The sequence below is a fragment of the Microbacterium sp. Leaf320 genome, assembly GCF_001423485.1.
In the GTDB taxonomy this organism is placed as follows: Bacteria; Actinomycetota; Actinomycetes; order Actinomycetales; family Microbacteriaceae; genus Microbacterium.
The window spans coordinates 549,573-572,854 of the sequence record NZ_LMOD01000003.1 but is presented as its reverse complement, the minus strand read 5'-3'; the positions used below and the strand labels follow the sequence as shown (position 1 = coordinate 572,854).

The window sequence follows — 23,282 nt, the reverse complement described above, 5'->3', positions numbered from 1 at the left end:
CGAGGGAGCGAAGCGAGCGAGACGAAACGCGCTGAAGACTCACTGCGTTTCGTCTCGCTTCGCTCGCTCAACGATCCGGCTTCAGAGAATCACGAGGAGAATGAGATGAATGCGGCATCCGATGCCCTGATCCGCCTGGCGGGCGTGACCAAGAACTTCGGTTCGACGACGGCGCTCAAGGACGTGTCGCTGCAGGTGTCCCGCGGCGAGATCGTCGTGCTGCTCGGCCTCTCGGGCTCGGGCAAGTCGACGCTGCTGCGGCACCTCGACGGCCTCGAACTCCCGACGTCGGGCGACATCGAGGTCCTCGGTGCGAAGGTTCCGACCCTGAAGGGCAAGGCTCTTCGTCGGCTCCGCAGCCGGGTGGGCTTCATCTTCCAGCAGTTCGAACTCGTGCCCTCGCTCACCGTTCTCGAGAACGTCCTCACCGGGTCGCTCTCCGAGGTCAGCGGACCCCGACTCGGGCTGTGGGGATATTCGAAGGCGGCGAAGCTCCGTGCTCTCGGGCACCTCGACCGCGTCGGCCTGCTCGACCGCGCCTACCAGCGCAGCGACACTCTCTCGGGCGGACAGCAGCAGCGAGTCGCGATCGCACGAGCCCTCATGCAGAAGCCCGACATCCTGCTCGCCGACGAGCCCGTCGCCTCTCTCGACCCCGAGTCGAGCAACCAGGTGATGGCGCTGATCCGCGAGATCGCCGCCGACGAGGGGCTCACGGTCGTCTGCAGCCTGCACCAGGTCGACCTCGCGATCTCGTGGGCCGATCGCATCGTCGGTCTGCGCCACGGCGAGATCGTGCTCGACACCCCGACCACCGACCTCACCAAGGCGGAGGTCATGGAGATCTACGGACGCGTCGCGACGACGACCGCTGAGATCACGGCCGTGCAGGCCGAACTCATCGAGATCGCGGCGGACGTCGCCATCGAGACCGCCGGCGGTATCACCGCGGGCAACACGGCGGGCAACACCATGGGCAACACCGCGGGCACCACCACGGGAGCCAGCGCGGGCACCAGCGCGGGAAACACCGACGGCGAGGGCGTCACCGAAGCCGCAGAGCTCGACAGGGCGCGAGTCTCATGACCCTCCTCTCCGACGCACCGCGTGCCCACGAGGTGCCCGCGTCCGCGACCGTCGCCGATCGCGCCCCGCGGCGTCCGATCTCGGCCGAGCGCATCGCCGCAGGGCTGACGCTTCTCGCTCTCGTCGTCCTCGGCATCCTCGCGGTGAACGAGGTCGGCATCTCGATCCCCGCGATGGTGCAGAGCTGGGGCAACGCCGAGAACTTCATGGCGCGCGTCGGCGGACTCTCCTTCCCGGCACCTGCCGACCTCGCCTGGCTGATCGCCCTCACCGTCGGGCTCGTGCTGGTCGGCACGCTGCTCGCCGCGGTGCTCTCGGTGCCGATCGCATACCTCGCCGCATCCAACACGACCCCGGGCAACGGATGGCGCGCCGCCGCGCGTTTCGTCGGCGTGCTCACCCGTGCGCTTCCCGACGTCGTGCTCGCCATGGCGTTCGTGCTCATGTTCTCGCTCGGCACCCTGCCCGGCATCCTCGCGATCGGCATCCACTCGATCGGCATGATCTCGAAGATGTTCGCCGACGCGATCGAGCAGATCGACGAGGGACCCCGTCTCGCGATCCGCGCCGCGGGCGGATCGAAGATGCAGGAGTTCGCCTCCGGCATCCTGCCCCAGGTGCTCCCGAGCTGGGTCGCGACCGTGCTGCACCGCAACGACATCAACCTGCGCGGCAGCGTCGTGCTCGGCTACGTCGGCGTCGCAGGTCTCGGACTCGAGATGTCTTACGCGTTCAAGGCGCTCAACTACGGCAAGGGCCTCGGTATCGCGCTGGTCATCTTCATCCTGTGCGTCGCGATGGAGATCGTCTCGAGCATGGTGCGAGGCGCGATGCTCGGCGATCAGAAGCACACCCGCTCATGGATCGACCGGCTCATCCACCCCCGCCTCGGCGACCGGGCGGGCGACGCCGCGAGCATGAGCCCCGCGTGGGCGTCCTCCCCGCAGGCGGCCGTGCGTCGGCCGTGGACGGCCGAGCGCGTGCGCAACACCGTGGGAGTGGTGATCGCCGTGCTCGTCGTGATCGGCAGCGTGGTCGTCAGCCAGATCAACTGGATGGACTTCTTCACCTTCTGGGCGAAGCTCCCCGAGGTCGCCGCCAAGTTCTGGCCGCCGTCGTTCGGCAGCTACGACGCCTCCGTCATGCTCAGCGCGATGCGCGACACCGTCGCGATCGCGCTCGCCGCCACCGTGCTCACCCTGCTGCCCTCGCTGATCCTCGGGTCGCTGGCTGCGAGCAACGTCGCACCGAGCGCCGGTGCGCGAGGCGTGGCACGATTCCTGCTCGTCGGCATCCGCGGCATCCCCGAGCTCATCCTCGCGATCGTGCTCGTGGTGATCACCGGCCTCGGGGCGCAGGCAGGAGTCATCGCGCTCGCCATCGGCGGCATCGGCCTGCTCGGCAAGCTGATCGCCGACTCGTTCGAAGAGGTCGACCGCGGCCCCGAGCGCGCGCTGCGAGCCGTCGGCGCCACGCGTCTGCAGACCTACACCTCGGCCACCGTGCCGCAGGGCATGCAGGCGCTCATCGGGCACAGCTTCTACATGCTCGACACGAACATCCGCGCGGCGACGATCCTCGGCATCGTCGGTGGCGGTGGGGTCGGCTACTACCTGCTCAATGCCAGCCAGGGCTCGCGCTACGAGACGGTCACCGCGATCGTCCTGATGATCCTCGCGACGGTGCTGATCGTCGAAGGGCTCGCGATGTGGATGCGCAAGGTGTTCCGTTGACCCGCGCCGCGCTCACCACCGCGGCGAAGGCGGCGAACACGGCCGATGTCGTCGTCGTCGGCTCGGGCATCGTCGGTCTCGGCGCAGCCTTCGCGGCCGTACGACGAGGCCTGCGCGTCATCGTCGTCGACAGGGCGGATGCCCCGGTCGGCGCCACGATCCGCAACTTCGGCCACCTCTGCATCGGCGCGCAGGCGGGGGAGGCGCGGCGCTATGCGGATGCCTCCCGCGACCTGTGGCTGCGCCTGTCGCGCGACGCCGGCTTCTGGCTGCGCGAATCCGGAACCCTGGTCGCGGCCCGTCATGCCGACGAGATCGCGGTGCTCGAGCAGGCGGCGGCCGATGGTGGCATCCGGATGCTGGAGACTGACGAGCTGCTGCGGCTGGCACCGCTGCGCGCCGACGGTCTGGTCGGCGGAGCCCATATCGAGACCGACCTGCAGACCGACCCCCGCAGCGCCGCCGCAGCCATCGTCCGGCACCTCGCGAGTCTGGGCGTCGAATTCCGCTTCCGCACCGCCGTGACCGCGGTGTCGGGCGGGCGCGTCGACACGACCCGCGGTGCGATCACAGCAGGTGCCGTCGTCGTCGCGGTCAACCACGACATCGACCAGCTGCTGCCCGAGGTCGCCGAGCGCATCGGGGTGGTTCGCTGCGCGCTCGACATGATGCGCGCTGCGGTGACCTTCCGGCACCCGCTCTCGGCCCCGCTGCTGACAGGCTGGTCGCTCGTGCGGTACGGGCGCTTCGCCGACGGCGAGGCGACGTCCGCACTGCGGGAGCGCCTGCATGCAGAGCGCCCCGATCTCGCAGCCCTGGACCTCAACCAGATGTACACGCAGCTGCCCGACGGCACGCTCATCATCGGCGACTCGCACGCCACGTCCACAGCGCCTGCGCCCTTCCAGCCCGAAGCCGCGTTCGCCGCCTTCCTCGCCGAGGCGGAGGCGCTGTTCGACATGCCGGCACCGCGTGTGCTGGAGCGCTGGCAGGGCGTCTACGCCAAGGCGCCGCAGGACTTCCTCATCGACAGGGGCGACGAGGGGGTGCTGGTGCTCGCCGCGACCACCGGCATCGGAATGACCACGGGTCTGGGGCTCGCCGAAGAGAATCTCACCGCCGCCTTCGGGTGGACACCCGCAATGGAAGGAACACCATGACCACTCCGCTCGAAGAGGGCCGCTCGATCGAAGAGGGCCGTGCACTCGAACTCGTCGTCCTCGACATGGCCGGCACGACCGTGCTCGACGACGGGGTGGTCGAGACCGCCTTCCAGCGCGCCGCCGAGCGCACCGGAGTCGCCGATCGGATGCCGTGGGACGACGCCCTCGCCCATGTGCGCGCGACGATGGGCCAGTCGAAGATCGACGTGTTCACGCATCTCGCCGGGGGCGATCGCGCCGCTGCGGAGCGCGCCACGGCGGCATTCGAAGGAGCGTACGCCGAGATCGTCGCCGAGCAGGGAGCCACCGAGATCCCCGGGGCGGCCGACGCGATCCAGGGCCTGAAGGATGCAGGCCTCACCGTCGTGCTCACGACGGGGTTCGCGCCTGTGACGCGGGATGCGCTGATCGACGGTCTCGGCTGGAACGGTCTCGTCGACCTCGCGCTGTCGCCGGTGGATGCCGGTCGAGGGCGCCCTGCGCCCGACCTCGTTCTCATGGCGCTGCTCCGCACGCGGACCTCGTCGGTCGGAGCTGTCGCGGTGGCGGGCGATACCGTCAGCGATGTCGAGTCGGGTCGCCGCGCCGGTGCGGGATTCGTCGCCGGTGTGCTCACCGGGGCCCACGACGTCCGGGCGCTCACTGATGCCGGCGCCGACGCGGTGCTCGCAGACGTGACGGAGCTTCAGGGCGCACTCGCCGAGCGAGGCCTGCTGCCTCTCGTCGCCGCCGTCTGAGACGGGCGGACGACATGGGAACGCTGCTGATCCGCCCGCCCGGCCAGCGCCGGGATGTCGCGCTGCGTCCGGCCGCGACCGCCATGGTGTGGATCGGCCAGGGGCACGCTCACGAGACGATCGCGGTTCCCGGCGTCGCGCTGGCCGAGCACGACGTGCTCGTCGCGGTGGAGATGTCGACGATCTGCGGGTCGGACGTGCACACCGTGCAGGGCCGCCGGTCGGCTCCCGTGCCGCTGGTGCTCGGTCACGAGAGCGTCGGGCGGGTGATCGCTACGGGCGACGCGGGAGCGACCACGGTCGACGGCACCCCGCTGCGCATCGGCGACCGCGTCGTATGGTCGGTGACGATCTCGTGCGGCACCTGCGATCGCTGCTCACGCGGCCTCACGCAGAAGTGCCGCGACCTCGGCAAGTACGGCCACGACAGGGTCGGAGTGCACGGCGACCTCACCGGCGCCTTCGGCACCCACGTGCAGGTGCGAGCAGGCACGGCGATCGTGCGGGTGCCCGAGTCGCTGCCGGCCTCCGTTCTCGCACCCGCATCCTGCGCGACCGCCACCGCCTGGGCCGCAGTGGCCAGAGCGGCGCGTGACCATGACCTCGACGGGGCCGCAGTGCGCATCCACGGCGCAGGTCTCGTCGGGCTCTCCGCCGCGGCGATCGCTGTGGAGCACGGGGCGACCGTCGAGGTGCTCGACCCCGCGCCCGATCGTCTCGCGCTCGCCGCACGGTTCGGAGCGGGCAAGCTCGACCGCGATCCCGACGTCGTGATCGAGGCATCGGGGCATGCCGTGTCCGAGGCGATCGCCGGTGTGGGCATCGGTGGGACGGTCGTGCTCGTCGGCAGCGTGTTCCCCGCAGACCCCGTGCCCTTCGACGCCGAGAGCATCGTGCGGCGTCTGGTCACGGTCACCGGAGTGCACAACTACGCGGGTGCCGAGCTGGCCGAGGCGGTCGCCTTCCTCGCCGGTCGAGGGCGCGCCTATCCCTTCGCAGAGGCCGTCGGCGAGGTCCGCCAACTGGCCGCGATCGACGAGGCGATCACCGCCGCTTCCGCGCCGGGTGCTCCGCTTCGGATAGCGCTCGTGCCGGGGCACTGAGCACGGCTGAGTTCAACGCCCGCGTACAGGTGCGCTCAGCTTCCGCTCGCGGGTGCGCTCAGACGGATGCCGCAGGCGACCCTGTACGCCGGGGTCCTGCGGGCCGGATCCCCTCGGCGTGGAACGCGAGCAGCCGTGTCGCGGTGTCGACGGTCTCATCGAGGATCTCCTGAGGGCCGCCGCTCAGCGCCAGCATCCGGTGGCCGACGCCGTCGCCCGTCGCCCATCCGATGAACACGGTTCCGGGCTCATGCCCGCCCTCGGCGTCGGGACCGCCGACGCCGGTGGTCGAGACGCAGAGGTCGGCGTCGAACAGGCGTCGCGCGCTCTCGGCGAGATGCTCTGCGCACTCGGCCGAGCACGGGTCCGTCCCGGGGGTCAGACCGAGCAGGCTCTCCTTGACGTCGGTGAGGTAGGCGACGATCCCGCCGGCGAACCACTCACCGGCGTCCTCACCTGCGCCGATCATGCTCGAGAGGCGTCCGGACGTGAGCGACTCGACAACGCAGACGCGCAGTCCGCGCTCCGCGGCGACCTCGCTCAGACGATCCAGCGCCGACTGCTCCTCCGTCACTTCTCTTCGGCGGAGTCGGCGTTCGTCGGAGCGTCCGTCTCGACGCTCGCCGCATCGTCATAGCCAGGACGCGGCGGCTGCAGCGGCTGATCCGAGTACTCGCCGCCCTGGCGACCACCGAAGGGGCGTCCGTGGTCGGCGAACTCGTCGCGAGCGAACACGAGCTCCCACGGGCCGACCGTGAAGCGAGCTCCGGTGCGAAGGGTCTGCTTGCGCTCGCCGGGGTGCGTGGCATCCGCGTCGGGGTTGGTGTTCATCTCGCCCTCGCCGTGCAGCTCCACGACGTACTCGTCGCGGTCGTCGTGCGTGATCGTGGCGTGCACCGGGTCGGCCTCGTCGAGGCGCAGCTCGCTGTCGGCAGCGGAGCCGATGCGCACCACGTCGACCTCGAGCAGGAACTCGGAGCGCAGGTCGTCGCGCGAGACGCGCAACCGAGGGTTGCCCGCACCGAACTCCGCATGGGTCGTGGTGGGGGTGTATCCCTCATCGGGTCGGTCGTCGATGTGGCGTGCATTCATGGTGCCGTCTCCTCGCAGTCACAGCCAGGATAGACGGGACGAAAAAGGGTGCGGAGGGGGTTGACTTCGCGGCCCGGCGCCCGCAAGCTCGCCCACGTACAGGCCGCGATCGGGGTCCGATCATCCGGTGGGGATGATGCCATTTCTTCCCCTTATGATCGATGCGATGCACCTGGAACATGGGAGGAGAGGGCTGCATGGGCAAGTTCATCTACGAGGGCAGCGTGAAGACCGAGATCGAGGATCGCGCGCTCACCCACCTGCAGCTCGTCATCACGGCGAAGCTGCGCAGGGCTGAGCCCTTCCCCTTCAGCTGGCGTGAGGACTCCAGCGTCGGTGGCGGCCGCACGACCGTGTGGGTGCAGCCAGGCAGCTCGCTCGTCTTCAAGTACTTCGGCAGCCGGCAGCCCTCGATCAACAGGGCGTGGATCGAGGCCCTCGCCTTCACCGCCAACGCCCCCAGTGGCCTGTACCTCGTTCCCGAGCCGCAGGAGGCGCCCGGTTCCGCTCAGGCCGCCGACGACGCTCCCTCCGCGCCGCCCGTCTGAGCCGCCTCTCGCGAACTCGTGGCGGCCTGACAGGCCCGTAGGCTGGGTGGGTGCAGCAGTCCGCGTCGTCCCGCCCTCTCGTGGGCGTCGCTCTCGTCGTCTGCTCCTGCCTCTCGCTGCCGTTCGGTGCCGCCGTCGCAGCTCAGCTCTTCCCCGTGCTCGGCCCGTGGGGAGTCACGTCGCTGCGCGTCGCGATCGCCGCTCTGCTGCTGGTCGTCATCGTGCGACCGCGCCCCATCCGCTGGAACCGGTCGCAATGGCTCGCCGCCGTGTTCTTCGGGCTGTCGCTCGCGGGCATGAACGGCTTCTTCTATGCCGCGATCGACCGCATCCCGCTCGGGCCCGCCGTCGCGATCGAGTTCCTCGGGCCGCTCGTGCTCGCCGCGGTGCTCACTCGGCGACTCGCGGATGCCGCCTGGGTCGGCGTCGCTCTGCTCGGCATGGTGCTGCTGGGGGTCGATGGGCTGATCGGCTCCGAGCCGCTGGACCCGCTCGGCCTCGTGTTCATCCTGATCGCGGCCGGCTTCTGGGCCATGTACATCAGGATGAGCGCCCGTGTGGGCGCGATCATCCCCGGCAGCAGCGGCCTCGCGGTGGGACTCGTCGTGGCCGCCGTGCTGCTGATCCCGGTCGGCGTCCCCGCGGCCGTCACGGTCGCCGGCGACATGCAGCTGCTGCTGCTCGCCGCGGTCACCGCCGTGCTGTCCTCCGTCATCCCGTACAGCTTCGAGCTCGCCGCACTCCGCCGTCTGCCGCAGCGCGTGTTCGGTGTGCTGCTGAGCCTCGAGCCCGCGTTCGCGACTCTCGCCGGGTGGCTGATCCTCGGACAGAGCGCGACCCCGCTGCGGATGCTCGCGATCGCCCTTGTGGTCGCGGCCAGCGTCGGCACCACGCTCGGCGTGCGTCGACAGCGACGCCGGGCGGATGCCGAATCCGACCGAGACGGGACGGATCGCGACGGGACGGATCGCTACGGGACGGATCGCGACGGGACGGATCGCTACGGAACGGATCCCGACGACGAGACCGGGCCTTTCACCGCGCCGATCCCGCTGCCGGAGTGACCACGGTCGCCCGTCAGGCGGCGACCGCCGCGGGGACGGGCAGAGGATAGCGGCGGCGAAGCAGGGTGCGCTGCACGAGGGTCCACACGACCGTGACCGTGAGGTAGAGCGCCGCGGCGAGCGGCACGAAAACCGCGAAGACCGCCGTCAGATAGTGCAGCGCGCTCGTGACGCGCAGCATGGCCGGTGAGTTCAGAGGCGAGTCGCCCTCGACCGGTGCCGGCGTGAAGACGCGACGCGTGATGTCGGCGACGACGAGCATGATGACGATCAGCACGCCGAACACCAGCAGCGTCGACGGCGATGCGGTGCCGCCGAACACCGAGGAGACGAGGCTCGTGCCCAGCGGAGCGCCGAAGAGGTCGTGCGTCAAGAGGTCGTTGGGGTGCCCCGCGATCTCGGGCCGGATGAAGAGCGTGTACAGCAGGCCCACGATCGGCGCCTGAGCGAGCACCGGCAGCATGCCGGCGAACGGAGACGTGTTCTCGGAGCGGTAGAGCTCGAGCATCTCCTTCTGCAGTCGCTCGGGATTCTTCTTGTGGCGTCGCTGCAGCTCGCGCAGCCGAGGTGCGAGGCGCGCTCTCGTCTGCTCGGCTCTGGCCTGAGAGAACCCCACCGGGATCAGCAGGGCGCGCACGAGGAGGGTGACGAGCACCACGGCGAGGGCGGCGGAGGACGCCCCCGCGAGGGGGTCGAGAAGGGAGGCGAGCCCTGCGAGCGCGCCGTAGGCAGCGTCGAGGAGGGCGGTCAGGGGAGGGAAGGCGAAGATGTCCATGGTTGTCCGTTCGTGTGTCGGGAAGGGTCGGCGAAAGCCGCGCAGTCCCGTACGAGGACGGACTACGCGGGAACGGCGACTCCCGGCGCACGAGGGCGCGGGTGACCGGCGGCGTCAGGATCGCTCTGGGCCAGCAGCGTCGAGACGTCGATCGCCCGCAGCGGATGCGGAGCGGTGCTCGGTGAGGGCGGAGCGACGCTGAGCGCGACGACGATGGTGAGCGTCGTCAGGGCGATCAGCGCGATCGCGAGACCGAGGGTGGCGGCGTCCGGCACCGTGACGATCCCGAGCGCGGACGCGACGAAGGCGAGCATCTGCCCGAACCAGTCGCTCATGTGCGCCTCCCTCACAGCGAGCGTAACACCGGGGTCTGGGAGCAGGATCACCCGCTCGCGCCTGCCCTCGAGTGTTCCGGCGACGATAGCCTCGATGCATGACTGACCTGCCTGAGATGCTCGGCATCGAGCATCCGATATTCCTCGGTCCGTTCGGCGGATTGTCCTCGGTCACCCTGACGGCGGCGGTCAGCGAAGCCGGCGGACTCGGCGGATACGGCCTCTACGGCTATGACGGCGACCGCATCCGCTCGACTGTGGCCGCTCTGCGTGAGGCGACGTCGCGTCCGTTCGCGGTCAACATCTGGCTGCCCACCGGCGACGAGGTCGCACCGAACCCTCAGCACACCGTGTTCGCCCAGGCGCTCGAGCCGTTCTACGACGCCGTGGGCGTAGAGGTCCCGAGCCGACCCGAGCGCTACCTGCCCCCGCTCGACGAGCAGCTCGACGCCATCTGGGAGTCCGCTCCGCCCGTGCTCAGCACCGTGTTCGGCGTGCCCTCGGTGGAGCTCGTCGACGAGGCTCACCGCCGCGGCATCCGTGTCGTGGGAGCTGCCACGACCGTCGCCGAAGCCACGGCCCTCGCCGAGGTCGGGATCGATGCCGTCGTCGCGACCGGGCTGGAGGCGGGAGGGCATCGGGTCTCGTTCCTGCGACCGCCTGAGGAGTCGCTCGTCGGCACGTTCGCGCTCATTCCCCAGGTGGTCGACGCCGTCGACGTGCCGGTGATCGCCGCCGGCGGGATCGCCGACCGGCGAGGTGTCGCCGCGGCGTTCGCACTCGGAGCCTCGGGCGTGCAGGTGGGCACGGCGTTCCTGGCGACGGCGGAGTCCGCCGCGAACGTCGCGCACCGAGAGGCGATCCGATCCACCCCCGCCGACGGCACCGTGCTCACTCGCGCGATGAGCGGACGCCTCGCCCGCGGTGCGCGCAACCGAGTGGTGCGCGCCATCGAGGCCGGCGGCATGATCGCCCCGTTCCCGATGCAGAACTGGCTCACCGCGCAATTCCGCACGGCGGCAGGCCAGCAGAACCTCGGCGAGATGCAGTCGCTGTGGATGGGCCAGGGGGCACCGCTCGCCGACTATCCGACGGCGGCCGAGGCGTTCGCCGAGATGCTCGCCGGAGTGCCGAGCCAGGCCCGGGTCATCGCGTCAGCGGATCTCGATGCCCGGGTCGCAGAGAACCGCCGGCAAGCGGGGGAGTGACCTTCCGACTCCGGGACGCGGGAGTCCCGGATCAGAGGATGACGGTGGAGCGCCCGTGCACGATCACGCGGTCCTCAGCATGCCACTGCACGGCGCGCGCGAGCACCAGGCGCTCGACGTCGGCGCCACGGCTCTGCAGGTCGGCCGCCGACTCGGAGTGCGTGACGCGGGTCACGTCCTGCTCGATGATCGGACCCTCGTCGAGGTCGGCCGTCGCGTAGTGCGCGGTCGCCCCGATCAGCTTGACGCCGCGGTCCTTCGCACGGGCGTAGGGGTTCGCGCCGATGAACGCGGGCAGGAACGAGTGGTGGATGTTGATGACCGGTGCGCCGAGCCCCTCGATGAAGCCGTCGGTGAGGATCTGCATGTAGCGCGCGAGCACCACGAGGTCGACGTTGCCGCGCAGCAGTTCGAGCTGACGCTGCTCCATCGCCTGCTTGTCGCCCGAGGGGATGTGCACGAACGGCACGCCGAAAGACCGCACCGACTCGGCGAGATCGGGGTGGTTGGACACGACCATGGTGATGTCGATGTCGAGCTGGCCGCGCTGCGTGCGCCACAGCAGCTCCATCAGGCAGTGGTCGTACTTCGACACGAAGATCGCAACGCGCTTGCGCCGTGCGGTGTCGTGAAGCGACCACTCCATACCGAACCGCTCGCCGACCTGCGCGAGGTCGGCCTCGAGAGCGACGCGGGCAGCCGAGAGGCCGGGCAGGTGGATCACGGTGCGCTGGAAGAACCGACCACCCTCGGAGTCGGTCGAGTGCTGGTCGAGCGAGATGATGTTCGCGCCGTGGGCTGCGAGCACGCCGGCGACGGCGGCGACGATGCCGGGCTGGTCGTCGCAGGCGATGAGCAGGCGGGCGGTGTCGGGCTGAGACATGGGGGCTCCTCGGGGGTGTGCATCGATTCTGCCGTGGATGCGACCACCGGGCGAATCGCGGGCGCGCTCTCGCTACTCTGAGTCTGTGAACGCGGGCGATCTCGGACTGGTGCTGATCCCGCTGCTCGCCGTGGCAGCGCCGCTGCTCGCGCGCGGCATCCGCCCCGTCGTCCGCGTGCCGATCATCGTCTTCGAGCTCGTCCTCGGGATCCTCGCGGGCCCGGCCGTGCTCGGCTGGGTCGAGCCGACGGGCATCCTCGAGAAGCTCAGCGACTTCGGTCTGGCGCTGCTGTTCTTCGTCGCAGGGTCGGAGATCGACTTCCGGGCGGTGGCCGGCAGGCCGCTGGCGCGCGCCTCGATCGGGTGGGTCATCAGTGTGGTTCTGGGCCTCGTCATCGGGTTCGCGCTCGCTCCGGGCGAGGGGATGGTCGTGATCGCGATCGCCCTCAGCTCCACGGCCCTCGGCACCCTGATGCCGATCCTGCGAGACGCGAAGGAGACCGACACTCCGTTCGGCCGCGCGGTCACCGTGATCGGTGCGACCGGTGAGTTCCTGCCGCTGATCGCGATCTCGCTCTTCCTCAGCACGCGCACGACACCTCTCGCCACGGCGGTGCTGCTCGCCTTCGTGGTTCTCGCGGGTCTCGCGCTGTTCATGGCGCACCGGGTGCCGCACGGCCGCCTGCACGACTTCGTGCGCGCGACGTTGCACACCTCCGACCAGTTCGGCGTGCGATTCGTGCTGCTGCTGGTCGCCGCGCTCGTCGGTCTCAGCGTCATGCTCGATCTCGACATGCTCCTCGGGGCCTTCGTCGCCGGTGCCATCTGGCGGATCATCATGGCCCGTGCCCCGAAGAAGGATGCCGAGGCGATGGAGACGAAGATCGAGGCGATCGCCTTCGGCTTCCTGGTGCCGATCTTCTTCCTCTACACCGGTGTGAACTTCGACCTCGAAGCGCTCGTGACCTCCTCCTCGGCGATGCTGATGCTGCCCCTTTTCCTCGGAGCGCTGCTCGTGCTTCGCGGATCGACCGCGCAGCTCTCCGCGCCACCCGGCGCGACCGCGAAGGACCGCACCGCGCTCGGACTGCTCGCCGCCACCGGCCTGCCGATCATCGTCGCCGTGACGGCGATCGGCGTGGACCACGACATGATCGACACCGGCACCGCGGCAGCTCTCGTCGGGGCGGGGATGCTGTCGGTGCTCCTGTTCCCGCTCATCGGCATGCTGGTCCGCGGCGACGCGGCGCGGCTCGTCGACCCGAAGCTGGTTCGAGACATACCCCAGGGAGAGTTGTGACGACGGCATCCGCACTGCTCATGCAGGCAGTGACCGACCTGGCGGGCCTGCCGAAGGAAGGGCTCGGCGAGGAACGCGACTCGCGCTGGCGCGGCCAGCGGATCGTTCGCGTCGGCGAGGCCTGGCACCTCGGAGTGCTGCTGCTCACCGAGACCCACGCGCTCGCGACGGCCGAGGTGCTGCGCGCCGCCGACCCCGGTCGGCGCGGCTACACGGCCGAGTCCGCACGCGAGCGCGCCGCGCGGCGGGCGCTCGCGCTGCGCGGAGGGTTCGGAGAGGGCGAGGTCGCCCACATCGGATGGACGGTCATCGACGTGGATGCCGTCGACGCGGGCGGCGAGTCCGGGCCCCTGAAGCTGATCGACGGCGTGCCGTCGGTGCACTGGAGCACCGCAGGCGGATGGATGCCGTTGGAGGCGTACCTGCGCGAGCGGGTGGAGCTGCTTCGGGGGTAGGCCGGGCGGCGCCGTGTCTAGAGTGTGGCGAACGTCTGCGCGAACCGGCGCAGGAGCGCTGCACCCTCGGTGACGGATGCCGAGAGCACCTGACCCTGCACGAGGTCGAACTCGTCGGGGTCGAAGTAGCCGGTGGTGCGGTAGAACGTCATGCGGTCTGCGAAGTCACGCGGAGTGGGCTCGGGGTGGAACTGCGCCGTGTAGAGGTGCGTGCCCACGCGGTAGGCCTGCACCGGACAGGTGTCGTTCGTGGCGAGCAGCACTGCGCCCTCGGGTACGGCGGCAGCGCTCTCCTTGTGCGCCGTGAACACGGTGAGCGCGGGGGAGCTCGGCCCGAACACCGGATCGGTGGCGCCCTCGGTGGTCGTCGAGATCACGGTGGCGCTCGCGGACTCGGGGGTGTCCGAGGTGACCTCGCCGCCGAGCATCCGCGTCACGACGCCGATGCTGAAGCACGTGAAGAAGGCAGCGATCTCGCCGGCGATCGACTGTCGGGCGATCTGCTCGAGGTCGGCCTCGACCCGCAGCTGCACCGGGGACTTGTGCTCGTCGCTCACGTTGAAGGGCGAGCCGCCGACCACGACGCCGCTGTAGCGCGCGAGGCGGGCGGGATCGAGACGCTCGGTGAGCAGATCGAGGCGGTCGACGACGTCGACGCCGAGCGCCCGTCGGAACGAGGCGTGCTCGGCATCCGCCGCCCCGAGTTCGGGGCGCACACAGACATAGAGAAGCGAGACCACCACGAGAGTCTAACGACCACGCGACGGGGTAGATGTCGCGACCGTCACACTGCGGCCACGGACTCGTGCAGGTGTCGTCACGGCGTCGTTACGGCATCGTCACCGCATCATCACCGTGACGAGTTCGTGGTGCGCCCGCGGACGATCCCGATGAAGGTCTCGACATCGGGGGTCGTGTGCTCGCGCCGCCAGGCGAGCGCGACGGTCGACACCGGTCCGTCGACGAGCGGGCGCTGATCCACATCCTTGCGATGATGCAGCCGCGCCAGAGACATCGGGACGATCACGATGCCTGTGCCGGCGGCCGCGGTCACGATGGCGTCGGCCACCGGAAGCGGCGCGAAGCGCGGTGCGACGGCGCCGGGGATGTCGAGAGGACCGAGCGGATCGTCGATCGGGGTCATCACGACCTCGCCGGCGAGATCCGCGATGGTCAGCTCGTCGGCTGCGAGCAGGTGCGACTCGATGGACGCCACGACGACGGGCACCTCGTCGTACAACGTGATCAGGTGCAGCGAGTCGTCATCCAGAGGAAGACGCACGATCGCCGCGTCGAGGTCGCGGATCACCTCGGACTGGGTCGCGACCTCGATCGGCACGAGCTCGAGCGGCACATGGGGCATCCGGCGCTTCCACGCGTCGATCCACTTGCCCGGCGTGGCCCCGGGTATGACGCCGAGGCGAAAGGTACGGGGTGTCTCGGGTTCGGCCTCCGGGGCGTCGAAGACCACCTTGGCGGTCTTCTTCGGCGGCTTGGGAGGTGGGAAGCGCTGAGCGGGTGCTGCCCTGTTGCGGCGCACGGGCGAACCCTTGCCGGCGCGTCCAGCCGGTCGTCGTCCCTGAGTCGCCATGTGATCCAGGGTACCCGCCCGATGCGGGGCGCCAGAGGTCGGCGTCGCGGTGGGCATGGGCGGTCGGCGACGCCGGTGGGGTCAGGCTGCGAGCCAGAGCCCCTTCTGGTTGGTGGCGACGGTCAGGCCGGCCGCCACCGTCTCGTCATCGCCGATGCGCGCGCCGCGGACGATGCGTGCTCCGGCTCCGACCTCGGTGCGGACCCCGATGTGCGCGCCGTCACCGACGGCGGCGCCCTGACCGATGTGCGCGTGTGCGTCGACGTGCGCACCCTCGCCGATCACGGCATCCGGTTCGATCCAGGCACCGCGGGCGATGGTCGCCCCTGCGCCGATGCGCGCGCCGGGTTCGATGTACGCGCCCGCTTCGATGTGCGCCTTCGGATGGACCTTCGCGCCGTGCGCGACGAGACCGCGGCCGTTCGCGTGCTTGCGGTACCGCAGCGTCGCGCCCTGGTCGTTCTCGATGTCGACGTAGTTCTTGCCCACGATTCCTCCCCGTGTTCCGGAGTTCTCCGGATATATCAATAACCACAGGGCTGCCCGATTCATTCCCGAGCATGGATGCGGGGTCTGCCCGAGCATGGATGCGGGGTCTTCCCGAGCATGGATGCGGGGTCTTCCCGAGCATGGATGCGGGGTCTTCCCGAGCATGGATGCGGCTCAGCGCTGGCAGACGGGGCACCAGAATGTGATGCGTTCGCGAGTCGGATCCGCGCCCTGTTCACCGCGGCGGACGAGGGTTCCGCACCGCCTGCAGGGGCGCCCGGCGCGGCCGTAGACCCACGTCCCCTGCCCAGGGCGGTCGACCCCTGTGAAGGTGCGGTGTCGGCGGTCCCGGTTGGTGCGGATCGTGCGCACGCCGAGGTCGAGGAGGGCTGCGACGTCGACCTCAGGGGTGGGCGTCGTCGGCAGGATTCCGCGGAGGAACAGGAGTTCCGCGGCGTACTCGTTGCCGAATCCGGCGACGTTCCGCTGATCGAGCAGGGCGACGTGGATGCTGCGGGTGTCTGCGCCCAGTCGTCGCGCTGCCTCGGCCGCATCCCAGTCCGGACCGAGCGGGTCGGGGCCCAGATATCCGACGAGCTCGTCTTCGTCGCGGGTCGGCACGACCTCGATCTCGGCGAGGTCGATGCCCACGGCCTCGCGCTGGGCTGTTCCAACGATCGCCCGCACCTTGAACGCCGGATGGCGCCATTTCTCGCCCGCGCGGTAGACGAGCCACGCGCCGTCCATGCGCAGATGGGAATGCAAGGTGCTGTCGCCGATGCGCAGCAGCAGGTGCTTGCCCCGCGCGATCGACGAGTGGATCGGCTGGCCCGTCAGATCGAGGGTCGCGAAGCGGGGGACGCGCAGGTCGAAACGGGTGACCTCGCCGCCGACCAGGGCCTCGTCGAGACGTCTGGCCGCGCGGAAGACGGTGTCGCCTTCGGGCATCAGACGCGTCCTGGGCCGGGACGCGGCGGAGCGGCCGGCGGCGGGACGGCCGGCGGCGGGACGGCCTGCGGCGGGAGAAGCGGTGCGGGGGTGGCGCCCGATGCGGGCGGCGGGAGAAGCGGTGCGGGGGTGGCGCCCGATGCGGGCGGCGGGGGGAGCGGTGCGGGGGTGGCGCCCGATGAGGGAGGCGGGGGGAGCGGCGCGGTACTGGAGCCCGGCGCGGGCGGCGGCGGAGTCGCTGGCGCGACCGCCTGCAGGGCTGTGCGCTGCAGCATGGTGCGGGCGAGGGTCGTCGCTCCGGCCACGGCCGCCGGCATCACCGCGACGGCACCGCCGGGGATCAGGAAGCACAGCTGCGTCGCGACGCCGAACCCGAGCACCCGCGCCCTGCTGCCTCGGAACAACGCGGCGCGGTCGGCGGGCGAGAGATCGCGGGCGTCGAAGGCGCGGCCAGTGAGCTCGCGTGCCAGCATCCGTCCCGAGAGCACGACACCGGCGACCGCGGCCACGAAACCGCCCACGAGAGGGACGAGCCCCAGGAGCAGCACGAAGAGCGCGATCAGGATGCCGAGCAGCACGAGGCGGAGGCCTTCGCCCACCGCCATCCAGAAGCCGCCGCCGTCCGTGGCGGGGGCGTCGCCGAGATCCGTCTCGACGGCTCGCCAGATGCGCTGATAGAACGGGTCGCCGATCGCCAGAGCGAGAGCGCTGAACACGGCGCTCGCGAGAGCGAGTGCGGCGACGAAGACGACGATGCCGACGGCTGCCCGGAGCGCGGAACGCCACGCGGGGATCCAGCCGTCGGCGAACGGCGTCAGCATGTCGGAGATCGGGCCGAGCGAGAGAGCGAGGGGGATGAGCCCCGCGAGCAGGACGATGGCTGCGATGACGCCGGGAACGAGTCCCAGTGCCATGAGGCCCGGACGTCGCCGCCACGTGCCGAAGCCGCGCAGCAGAGTGCGGACGCCGTCGAAGAACTCCCGGATCATGCGTCCAGCCTAGGAGCAGGCGCCACGCGCACCGTCAGATCGCCTTGCGAAGCGTGTAGCCGCGAGGCGTCGCCACGAACCCGGCCTCCTGCAGCGCCAGCGCGAGATCGGTGCCGTAGACGCCTTCGCCGTTGACCTTCTCGACCGTGAGGGTGTCGAGACGTCGTGCGCGGGCGGTCGTGGCCAGGTCCGTCGCAGCCGCCCGCAGCACTTCGGCGTCGTCGGTGAAGCACAGCACCGTGCGCCCGCCGCGTTCGAGATAGAGGACGAGTGATCCGTCGACGAGCACGACCAGGCCGCCCGCCTTTCGGCCGGGGCGGTGCGACACGTCGTCGCGCTTGGGCCATCCGAGCGCGGCGCCGTAGGGGTTGGCGGGGTCGGTCGCGGCGAGTGTGACCGCCTTGCGCGGAGGAGGATCCGCGAGGCCGGCGAAGGTGCGAAGACGGTCGACCGTGGCGGATGCCGCGAACTGCGCCGCCCCGAGTCGCTCGATCACGTAGCCGCGCCGGCAGTGCCCCGCCTCCTCGAAACCGGCGAGCACCCGATACGTCTGGGCGAAGCCGCCGGGTACGCCCTCGGCCTGCACGGCTCCGCGCGTGACGACGCCGTAGCGGTCGAGAAGCAGACCCGCGGTGACGGTGGCTCGGCGCGCAGCATCCGTCTCGACGGAGGGGAGCAGCGACCAGCGTCCGCCGATCGAGGACGCGCGCGGTGCTGTGCGGGCGAGCGACATGCCCCGGTAGGCGCGCGTACGCGGGGCCCGCCGCGTGACCCGATGCGCCTGCGACCCTCCGGCGAGCAGCGACCGGATCGGGGCGAAAGTGTCGTTCGTCACTCGTCCTGCCCAGGTGAGCGCCCACAGCGCTTCGAGGACGGACTGCTCGTTCTCGGCGGCGGCCATCTCCTTCAACTGCGACGCGAAGTAGGCGCCACCCGCCTCGAGCGCCGTGAGCACGCGCGCCTCGAGAGAGTCGGCGGCGATCTCGTCGTCGGGTTCGGGAAGGGTGAAGGGCGCGAGATCTGCGGGGTGCAGCGATACCCAGCCGTCACGACCGGGCAGGGTGCCGTGGCCCGACCAGATGACCTCGCCTGCGGCGGTCAGCTCATCGAGCAGTGCGGGCGAGTAATCGCGCACGCGTGACGGCAGAACGAGGGACTCCCAGGCACTGGCGGGGATCGGAACGCCGGCGAACTGCTCGATCACGGCAAGGACTCCGTCGAGTCCCTCCAGCGGACGCCCCAGATGCTGCCAGTCGGGGAGGAAACGCGCGTACGCCTCCGGTGATACGGGTTCGACGCTGCCGCGGATAGCGGCGAGCGACCGCATCCGCAGGCGGCGCAGCACCTCGGTGTCGCACCATTCGGTCTCGTTGCCGGAGCCCGAGGCCTCGGGAAGGAAGTAGCCGCTGGTGAGGCGGCCCGAGTGCTCGAGTCGTTGGAGGGTGTGGCGGGCGACGGCGGCGCCGAGCCCGAAGCGCGCAGCGACGGCATCCGTCGTGAACGGACCGTGCGTGCGCGCGTAGCGGGCGACCAGGTCGCCGAGCGGGTCGGCGAGCGGTTCGAGGAACGCGACCGGAATGCCGGTGGGCAGCGCCGCACCGAGCGCATCGCGCAGACGGCCGGCGTCTTCGATCGCGGCGACCCTGGTGGTACCGGCGACCGTGACCGGGATCGCGCGTCGTGCGGCGATCAGCGCGTCGAGGTGGTCGGAGCCCGAACCCGTCTCGGGATCGAGCCTTGCGTCGATCTCGGCCGCGTCCATGGGCCCGAGCATCCGCAGCAGGTCGGCGACGCCCTCGAGTCCGCGAGCGCGCCGCTCGGGGTCGAGCCGCTGCGCCTCGCGCTCGAACTGGGCGATGACGTCGGGGTCGAGGAGCTCGCGCAGCTCGACCGTGCCGAGCAGCTCGCCGAGAAGCGCGGGGTCGACCGACAGTGCGGCCGCACGGCGTTCGGCGAGCGGAGAATCGCCCTCGTACATGAACGCGCCCACGTAGCCGAACAGCAGGTCGCGTGCGTAGGGCGAGGGCTGCGACGGCTGGGTCTCGATCAGTCGGATGCGGCGGTCGGCGATCGACACCGCGAGCTTGCGCAGCGACGGAAGATCATAGACGTCCTGCAGCACCTCGCGGAGCGTCTCGAGGATCACCGGGAAGGTCGGATGCCGTCTCGCCACCTCGAGCAGCTGCGCGGATCGCTGCCGCTGCTGCCAGAGCGGTGTGCGCTTGTTGGGGTTCATGCGCGGCATCAGCAGCGCTCGGGCGGCGCACTCGCGGAACCGGGAGGCGAAGAGCGCCGAGCCGCCGACCTCCTGGGTGACCAGCTGCTCGAGCTCGTCGGGGTCGAACACGAACAGCTCGGCGCCGGGCGGCTCGGCCTCGGCATCCGGGATGCGCACGATGATTCCGTCGTCGCTCGCCACGGCCGACCCCTCGACGCCGAGGCGCTCGCGGATGCGCGCGTTGATCGCCAGAGCCCAGGGCGCGTGCACCTTCATGCCGTATGGGGAATGCAGGATGACCCGCCAGTCGCCGACCTCGTCGTGGCCGCGTTCGACCGTGAGAGTGCGGTCGGTCGGCAGTGTTCCCGTCGCCTCGCGCTGCTCGGTCAGGTGCGCCATCAGGTTCATCCGCGCCTGCTCGTCGAGTCCGGCCTCGATCAGCCGCTGCGCCGCCTTCTCGGGGGTCGCCGCCGACACCTCTCTCGAGAACTTGCCGAGGGCCTCTCCGAGCTCGAACGGACGGCCGATTCCGTCGCCATGCCAGAACGGCACTTTGCCCGGCTGCCCGTAGGCGGGGATGACGTTGACCCTGTCGTGAGTGATCTCGGCGATCCGCCAGCTCGTCGTGCCGAGCGTGAAGACGTCGCCGACGCGGGACTCGTAGACCATCTCCTCGTCGAGCTCGCCGACACGGGCGCCGGTGGACTCGCCGGCCACGAACACCCCGAACAGGCCGCGGTCGGGGATCGTGCCACCGCTTGTGACGGCGATGCGCTGTGCGCCGGGGCGTCCGGTGAGGGTGCCGGCATCTCTGTCCCACACGAGACGCGGGCGCAGTTCGGCGAACTCGTCAGAGGGAAAGCGCCCCGCGAGCAGGTCGAGAGTCGCTTCGTACGCCGACCGGGGGAGGGACTGGAAGGGTGCGGAGCACCGCACGGTCTCGAACCACTCCTCGACGCCGATCTCGCCGAGCGCGCTGGCCGCGACGGTCTGCTGGGCGAGGATGTCGAGCGGATTGCGAGGCACCTGGATCGCCTCGATCTTGCCCGCCAGCATCCGCTCGGTGACGATCGCGGTGTGCAGTACGTCGCCGCGGTGCTTGGGGAAGAGCGCCGCGCGGCTGATCTCACCGACCTGGTGGCCCGCTCGTCCGACGCGCTGCAGCCCGGAGGCCGCAGACGGCGGGGCCTCGACCTGGATCACCAGATCGACCGCACCCATGTCGATGCCGAGCTCGAGACTGCTCGTCGCGACGACGCAGCGCAGCACGCCGGATTTGAGTTCCTCCTCGACCTGGGCGCGCTGCTCCTTCGACACCGAGCCGTGGTGGGCCTTGGCGAGCACGGGGTCGGCACCGGCCGTTGCGCCGGCCTGGGCCATCATGGCGGCGGGCACCGATGCCTCGGGAAGCGCGACGCCGATGCGCTCGGAGTAGATCTCGTTCAGTCGTCCGGTGAGACGCTCGGCGAGGCGGCGCGAGTTCGAGAACACGATGGTCGACTTGTTCTGGAGGATGCGATCGACGATCGCCTCCTCCACGTGCGGCCACACGGAGCCGGTGACCTCGGTGTACTCGGCGTCGGCGGCATCTCCGGCATCCTTCGGCGCGCCGGGAGGCGGCGGCGGGTTCGTCATGTCGTCCATCGGCACGACGACGCCGAGCTCGAAGGTCTTCGATGCGGGTGGGGCGACGATCTCGACAGGGGCCGCGCCGCCGAGGAATCGCGCGACCTCGTCGATCGGGCGCACCGTCGCCGACAGGCCGATGCGCTGTGCAGCGGCTTCGTGGCCATGAATGCGGCGCAGTGCGTCGAGTCGTTCGAGGCTCACCGCGAGGTGGGCCCCTCGTTTGGTCGCGGCGACCGCGTGCACCTCGTCGATGATGACCGTGTGCACGTCGCGCAGGGTCTCGCCCGCGCGGCTCGTGAGCATCAGGTAGAGCGACTCGGGGGTCGTGATGAGGATGTCGGGGGGATCGGCCACGAGCTTGCGGCGATCGCTCGAGGTCGTATCGCCCGAACGCACGCCGACCGTCACCGCCGGGGCCTCGACGCCGAGGCGCCGCGCGGACTGCCCGATGCCGATGAGAGGGGACCGCAGATTGCGCTCGACGTCGACGCCGAGCGCCTTCAGCGGCGAGATATAGAGGATGCGAGTGCGGGAGCCGTCTTTCTCGCGCGCAGGCTTCCGCTCCCTCTTCTCGTTCTTCCCCGCGCGCTCGATGCTCGCCGTGCGCTCGCGGAAGACGCTGTCGATGGCCCAGAGGAACGCCGAGAGGGTCTTGCCCGACCCCGTGGGGGCGACGACGAGCGCATGCTTGCCCGCCGAGATCGCGTTCCAGGCTCCGGCCTGAGCGGGAGTGGGTGCGGGAAAGGCACCCCGGAACCAGTCTTGCGTGGCAGGGGTGAAGCGGTCGAGCACGTCGCTCATCCCTCCATCATCACCCGAGCCACCGACATCGGCGTCGCCATTGTCGGAGGGCGAGGGCATGCTGTAGGCATGGCAGCGCACACCACCAACTACGTGAGCACCTTCATCGAGGTCGCAGAGGACTGCCCCGTCGACCACGCCGAAGAGCCGCCGGTAGGCGAGAAGCCGACGATCGCGGCCCTCCACTACCGCTTGATCGCGGAGCATCCGTATGCCCACACCTCCGACGACGTGATCTTCACGACCCATGCGCTGCGGAACGGACTCGATCCCGACGACGCGGCGGCCCGAGAGACGTTCTTCTCGAAGGGGCAGCCATGCCTGCGCTCGTCCCCGTTGGGCAAGCGCTACGGCTGGGGCATCGCCCACGACGGCGAGGGGCGGGTCGCACTCGTGTCTCGCGACTCCGAGGACTACGCAGAGTTGGCCGCCGACCCCGCGATCGCTCACACGCGGGCGATGCGAAGTCGGCGGGCCTGACAGGACGTCAGGCGAGGGGGAGCAGTGCGAGCGCACCCCACGCGGCCAGGGCACACACGACGGCGAACACTGCCGCGGCGATAGGAGACCTTCCGGCCGCGAGCCCGATCGCCCCGAGGCCGGCCGCGACTGCCGCCGACAACAACGTGATCGCGGCCCACGTCGAAGCGATCTCGGGGGCCGAGGGTTCGCCGCGAAGAGTGGCCACGAAAGTCGTGATCAGCGTGATCACGACCGAGATCCCGCAGATCACCCATACGATCGCGGTGATGTTGTCGACGATGTCGGCGAATCGTGTGGGTGTCGGCGCAAGGACTGACGTCAACATCTCGGACACTCGCGCCTCGACCGCCGGATCCTCCGGCAGGCGACTGAGCTCTCGCATCCGTTCGTCGTCAGCGCCCAAGCCGCGCAGCAACGACGAGTACTGGCGAATCTCGTCTTGAGTCGCGAGGCCATCGACCGCGATCGCATACCGACCCGCCTGATCGCCGTGACCAACTCCGCGGTACCAGGTGACGAGGCCGAGACGTGCCTCATGGTCGAGTGGGTCGGCCGCGAGGCGCGCCTTGAACACACCTCGCTCCTGCGGACTGAGCGAAGGCGCTGTCGGGTTCTCTGACACGAGAACATTATGGCGTGGGCACGGTGCCCG

23 protein-coding genes are annotated in these 23,282 nt (G+C 70.4%); 11 read left to right on the top strand and 12 right to left on the bottom strand.

Annotated features, from left to right (window positions below):
- Nucleotides 1-105 precede the first annotated feature (105 nt).
- From phnC to ASF63_RS12720, 5 genes are read left to right on the top strand one after another with little or no spacing between them, the layout of a single operon-like run.
- Nucleotides 106-1,086, top strand: a complete 981-nt coding sequence (gene phnC / locus ASF63_RS12740; protein WP_082478111.1) for a phosphonate ABC transporter ATP-binding protein — start codon at nt 106-108, stop codon at nt 1,084-1,086.
- Nucleotides 1,083-2,819 (top strand): phosphonate ABC transporter, permease protein PhnE, encoded by a 1,737-nt coding sequence (gene phnE / locus ASF63_RS12735; protein ID WP_056514419.1) that lies wholly within the window; start codon nt 1,083-1,085, stop codon nt 2,817-2,819. Before phnC ends, phnE begins: the two co-directional genes overlap by 4 nt.
- Entirely contained in the window at nt 2,816-3,979 is a 1,164-nt protein-coding gene (locus ASF63_RS12730; RefSeq protein WP_056514417.1) for a TIGR03364 family FAD-dependent oxidoreductase, read from the top strand. The genes phnE and ASF63_RS12730 overlap by 4 nt, the downstream gene beginning before the upstream one ends.
- The gene (locus tag ASF63_RS12725) at nt 3,976-4,719 is read left to right on the top strand and encodes an HAD family hydrolase (RefSeq protein WP_056514414.1); all 744 of its coding nucleotides are present in this window, start codon (nt 3,976-3,978) and stop codon (nt 4,717-4,719) included. The genes ASF63_RS12730 and ASF63_RS12725 overlap by 4 nt, the downstream gene beginning before the upstream one ends.
- 14 nt (nt 4,720-4,733) lie before the next feature.
- A complete protein-coding gene (locus ASF63_RS12720; RefSeq protein WP_056514410.1) occupies nt 4,734-5,822 on the top strand; it encodes an alcohol dehydrogenase catalytic domain-containing protein in 1,089 nt (362 codons plus the stop codon).
- A 58-nt stretch (nt 5,823-5,880) separates the two neighbouring features.
- On the opposite strand, the gene ASF63_RS12715 is transcribed toward ASF63_RS12720, so the two are convergent.
- Both ASF63_RS12715 and ASF63_RS12710 read right to left on the bottom strand, forming a co-directional pair.
- The gene (locus ASF63_RS12715) at nt 5,881-6,396 is read right to left on the bottom strand and encodes a CinA family protein (RefSeq protein WP_056514408.1); all 516 of its coding nucleotides are present in this window, start codon (nt 6,394-6,396) and stop codon (nt 5,881-5,883) included.
- On the bottom strand, nt 6,393-6,914 hold the full coding sequence (locus tag ASF63_RS12710) for an FHA domain-containing protein (protein WP_056514403.1): 522 nt from the start codon (nt 6,912-6,914) through the stop codon (nt 6,393-6,395). Before ASF63_RS12710 ends, ASF63_RS12715 begins: the two co-directional genes overlap by 4 nt.
- A 197-nt stretch (nt 6,915-7,111) precedes the next feature.
- Here ASF63_RS12710 and ASF63_RS12705 point away from each other — a divergent pair, with 197 nt between their 5' ends.
- Together ASF63_RS12705 and ASF63_RS12700 are read left to right on the top strand one after the other, a co-directional pair.
- Nucleotides 7,112-7,462 (top strand): hypothetical protein, encoded by a 351-nt coding sequence (locus tag ASF63_RS12705; RefSeq protein WP_056514400.1) that lies wholly within the window; start codon nt 7,112-7,114, stop codon nt 7,460-7,462.
- 50 nt (nt 7,463-7,512) lie between these two features.
- The gene (locus ASF63_RS12700; RefSeq protein WP_157534327.1) at nt 7,513-8,526 is read left to right on the top strand and encodes an EamA family transporter; all 1,014 of its coding nucleotides are present in this window, start codon (nt 7,513-7,515) and stop codon (nt 8,524-8,526) included.
- A gap of 13 nt (nt 8,527-8,539) precedes the next feature.
- Here the strand turns inward: ASF63_RS12700 and ASF63_RS12695 are convergent, their stop codons facing one another.
- Both ASF63_RS12695 and ASF63_RS12690 read right to left on the bottom strand, forming a co-directional pair.
- Nucleotides 8,540-9,301: a YidC/Oxa1 family membrane protein insertase gene (locus ASF63_RS12695; protein ID WP_056514395.1), complete on the bottom strand. Its 762-nt coding sequence runs from the start codon at nt 9,299-9,301 to the stop codon at nt 8,540-8,542.
- A gap of 62 nt (nt 9,302-9,363) precedes the next feature.
- Nucleotides 9,364-9,636: a DUF6412 domain-containing protein gene (locus tag ASF63_RS12690; protein WP_056514393.1), complete on the bottom strand. Its 273-nt coding sequence runs from the start codon at nt 9,634-9,636 to the stop codon at nt 9,364-9,366.
- Nucleotides 9,637-9,734: 98 nt separating this feature from the next.
- Here ASF63_RS12690 and ASF63_RS12685 point away from each other — a divergent pair, with 98 nt between their 5' ends.
- Complete coding sequence (locus tag ASF63_RS12685) at nt 9,735-10,844, top strand: NAD(P)H-dependent flavin oxidoreductase (protein ID WP_082478109.1); 1,110 nt, start codon at nt 9,735-9,737, stop codon at nt 10,842-10,844.
- A 31-nt stretch (nt 10,845-10,875) separates the two neighbouring features.
- Here the strand turns inward: ASF63_RS12685 and purU are convergent, their stop codons facing one another.
- Nucleotides 10,876-11,727, bottom strand: a complete 852-nt coding sequence (gene purU / locus ASF63_RS12680) for a formyltetrahydrofolate deformylase (protein WP_056514389.1) — start codon at nt 11,725-11,727, stop codon at nt 10,876-10,878.
- Nucleotides 11,728-11,812: 85 nt separating this feature from the next.
- Here purU and ASF63_RS12675 point away from each other — a divergent pair, with 85 nt between their 5' ends.
- Nucleotides 11,813-13,027, top strand: a complete 1,215-nt coding sequence (locus ASF63_RS12675) for a cation:proton antiporter (RefSeq protein ID WP_056514385.1) — start codon at nt 11,813-11,815, stop codon at nt 13,025-13,027.
- The gene (locus ASF63_RS12670) at nt 13,024-13,482 is read left to right on the top strand and encodes a glutaminase (RefSeq protein WP_157534325.1); all 459 of its coding nucleotides are present in this window, start codon (nt 13,024-13,026) and stop codon (nt 13,480-13,482) included. Before ASF63_RS12675 ends, ASF63_RS12670 begins: the two co-directional genes overlap by 4 nt.
- Before the next feature lie 17 nt (nt 13,483-13,499).
- On the opposite strand, the gene ASF63_RS12665 is transcribed toward ASF63_RS12670, so the two are convergent.
- From ASF63_RS12665 to ASF63_RS12640, 6 genes are all read right to left on the bottom strand, one after another.
- Entirely contained in the window at nt 13,500-14,222 is a 723-nt protein-coding gene (locus ASF63_RS12665; RefSeq protein WP_056514942.1) for a glutamine amidotransferase-related protein, read from the bottom strand.
- A 110-nt stretch (nt 14,223-14,332) separates the two neighbouring features.
- Entirely contained in the window at nt 14,333-15,073 is a 741-nt protein-coding gene (locus tag ASF63_RS12660) for a LysR family transcriptional regulator substrate-binding protein (RefSeq protein ID WP_056514383.1), read from the bottom strand.
- A gap of 81 nt (nt 15,074-15,154) precedes the next feature.
- Nucleotides 15,155-15,562 (bottom strand): DapH/DapD/GlmU-related protein, encoded by a 408-nt coding sequence (locus ASF63_RS12655; protein ID WP_056313010.1) that lies wholly within the window; start codon nt 15,560-15,562, stop codon nt 15,155-15,157.
- Between the two features lie 174 nt (nt 15,563-15,736).
- Nucleotides 15,737-16,510 carry a DNA-formamidopyrimidine glycosylase family protein gene (locus tag ASF63_RS12650; RefSeq protein WP_056514380.1) on the bottom strand — a complete coding sequence of 258 codons (774 nt, stop codon included), beginning with the start codon at nt 16,508-16,510 and terminating at the stop codon, nt 15,737-15,739.
- Complete coding sequence (locus ASF63_RS12645; protein ID WP_082478105.1) at nt 16,510-17,499, bottom strand: EI24 domain-containing protein; 990 nt, start codon at nt 17,497-17,499, stop codon at nt 16,510-16,512. Before ASF63_RS12645 ends, ASF63_RS12650 begins: the two co-directional genes overlap by 1 nt.
- A gap of 34 nt (nt 17,500-17,533) precedes the next feature.
- Nucleotides 17,534-22,147 carry an ATP-dependent helicase gene (locus ASF63_RS12640; RefSeq protein ID WP_056514377.1) on the bottom strand — a complete coding sequence of 1,538 codons (4,614 nt, stop codon included), beginning with the start codon at nt 22,145-22,147 and terminating at the stop codon, nt 17,534-17,536.
- Nucleotides 22,148-22,216: 69 nt separating this feature from the next.
- Between ASF63_RS12640 and ASF63_RS12635 the strand changes: the two genes are divergently transcribed.
- Complete coding sequence (locus ASF63_RS12635) at nt 22,217-22,627, top strand: DUF6157 family protein (RefSeq protein WP_056514374.1); 411 nt, start codon at nt 22,217-22,219, stop codon at nt 22,625-22,627.
- Between the two features lie 7 nt (nt 22,628-22,634).
- Here the strand turns inward: ASF63_RS12635 and ASF63_RS12630 are convergent, their stop codons facing one another.
- Complete coding sequence (locus tag ASF63_RS12630; protein WP_157534324.1) at nt 22,635-23,252, bottom strand: hypothetical protein; 618 nt, start codon at nt 23,250-23,252, stop codon at nt 22,635-22,637.
- Nucleotides 23,253-23,282 lie beyond the last annotated feature (30 nt).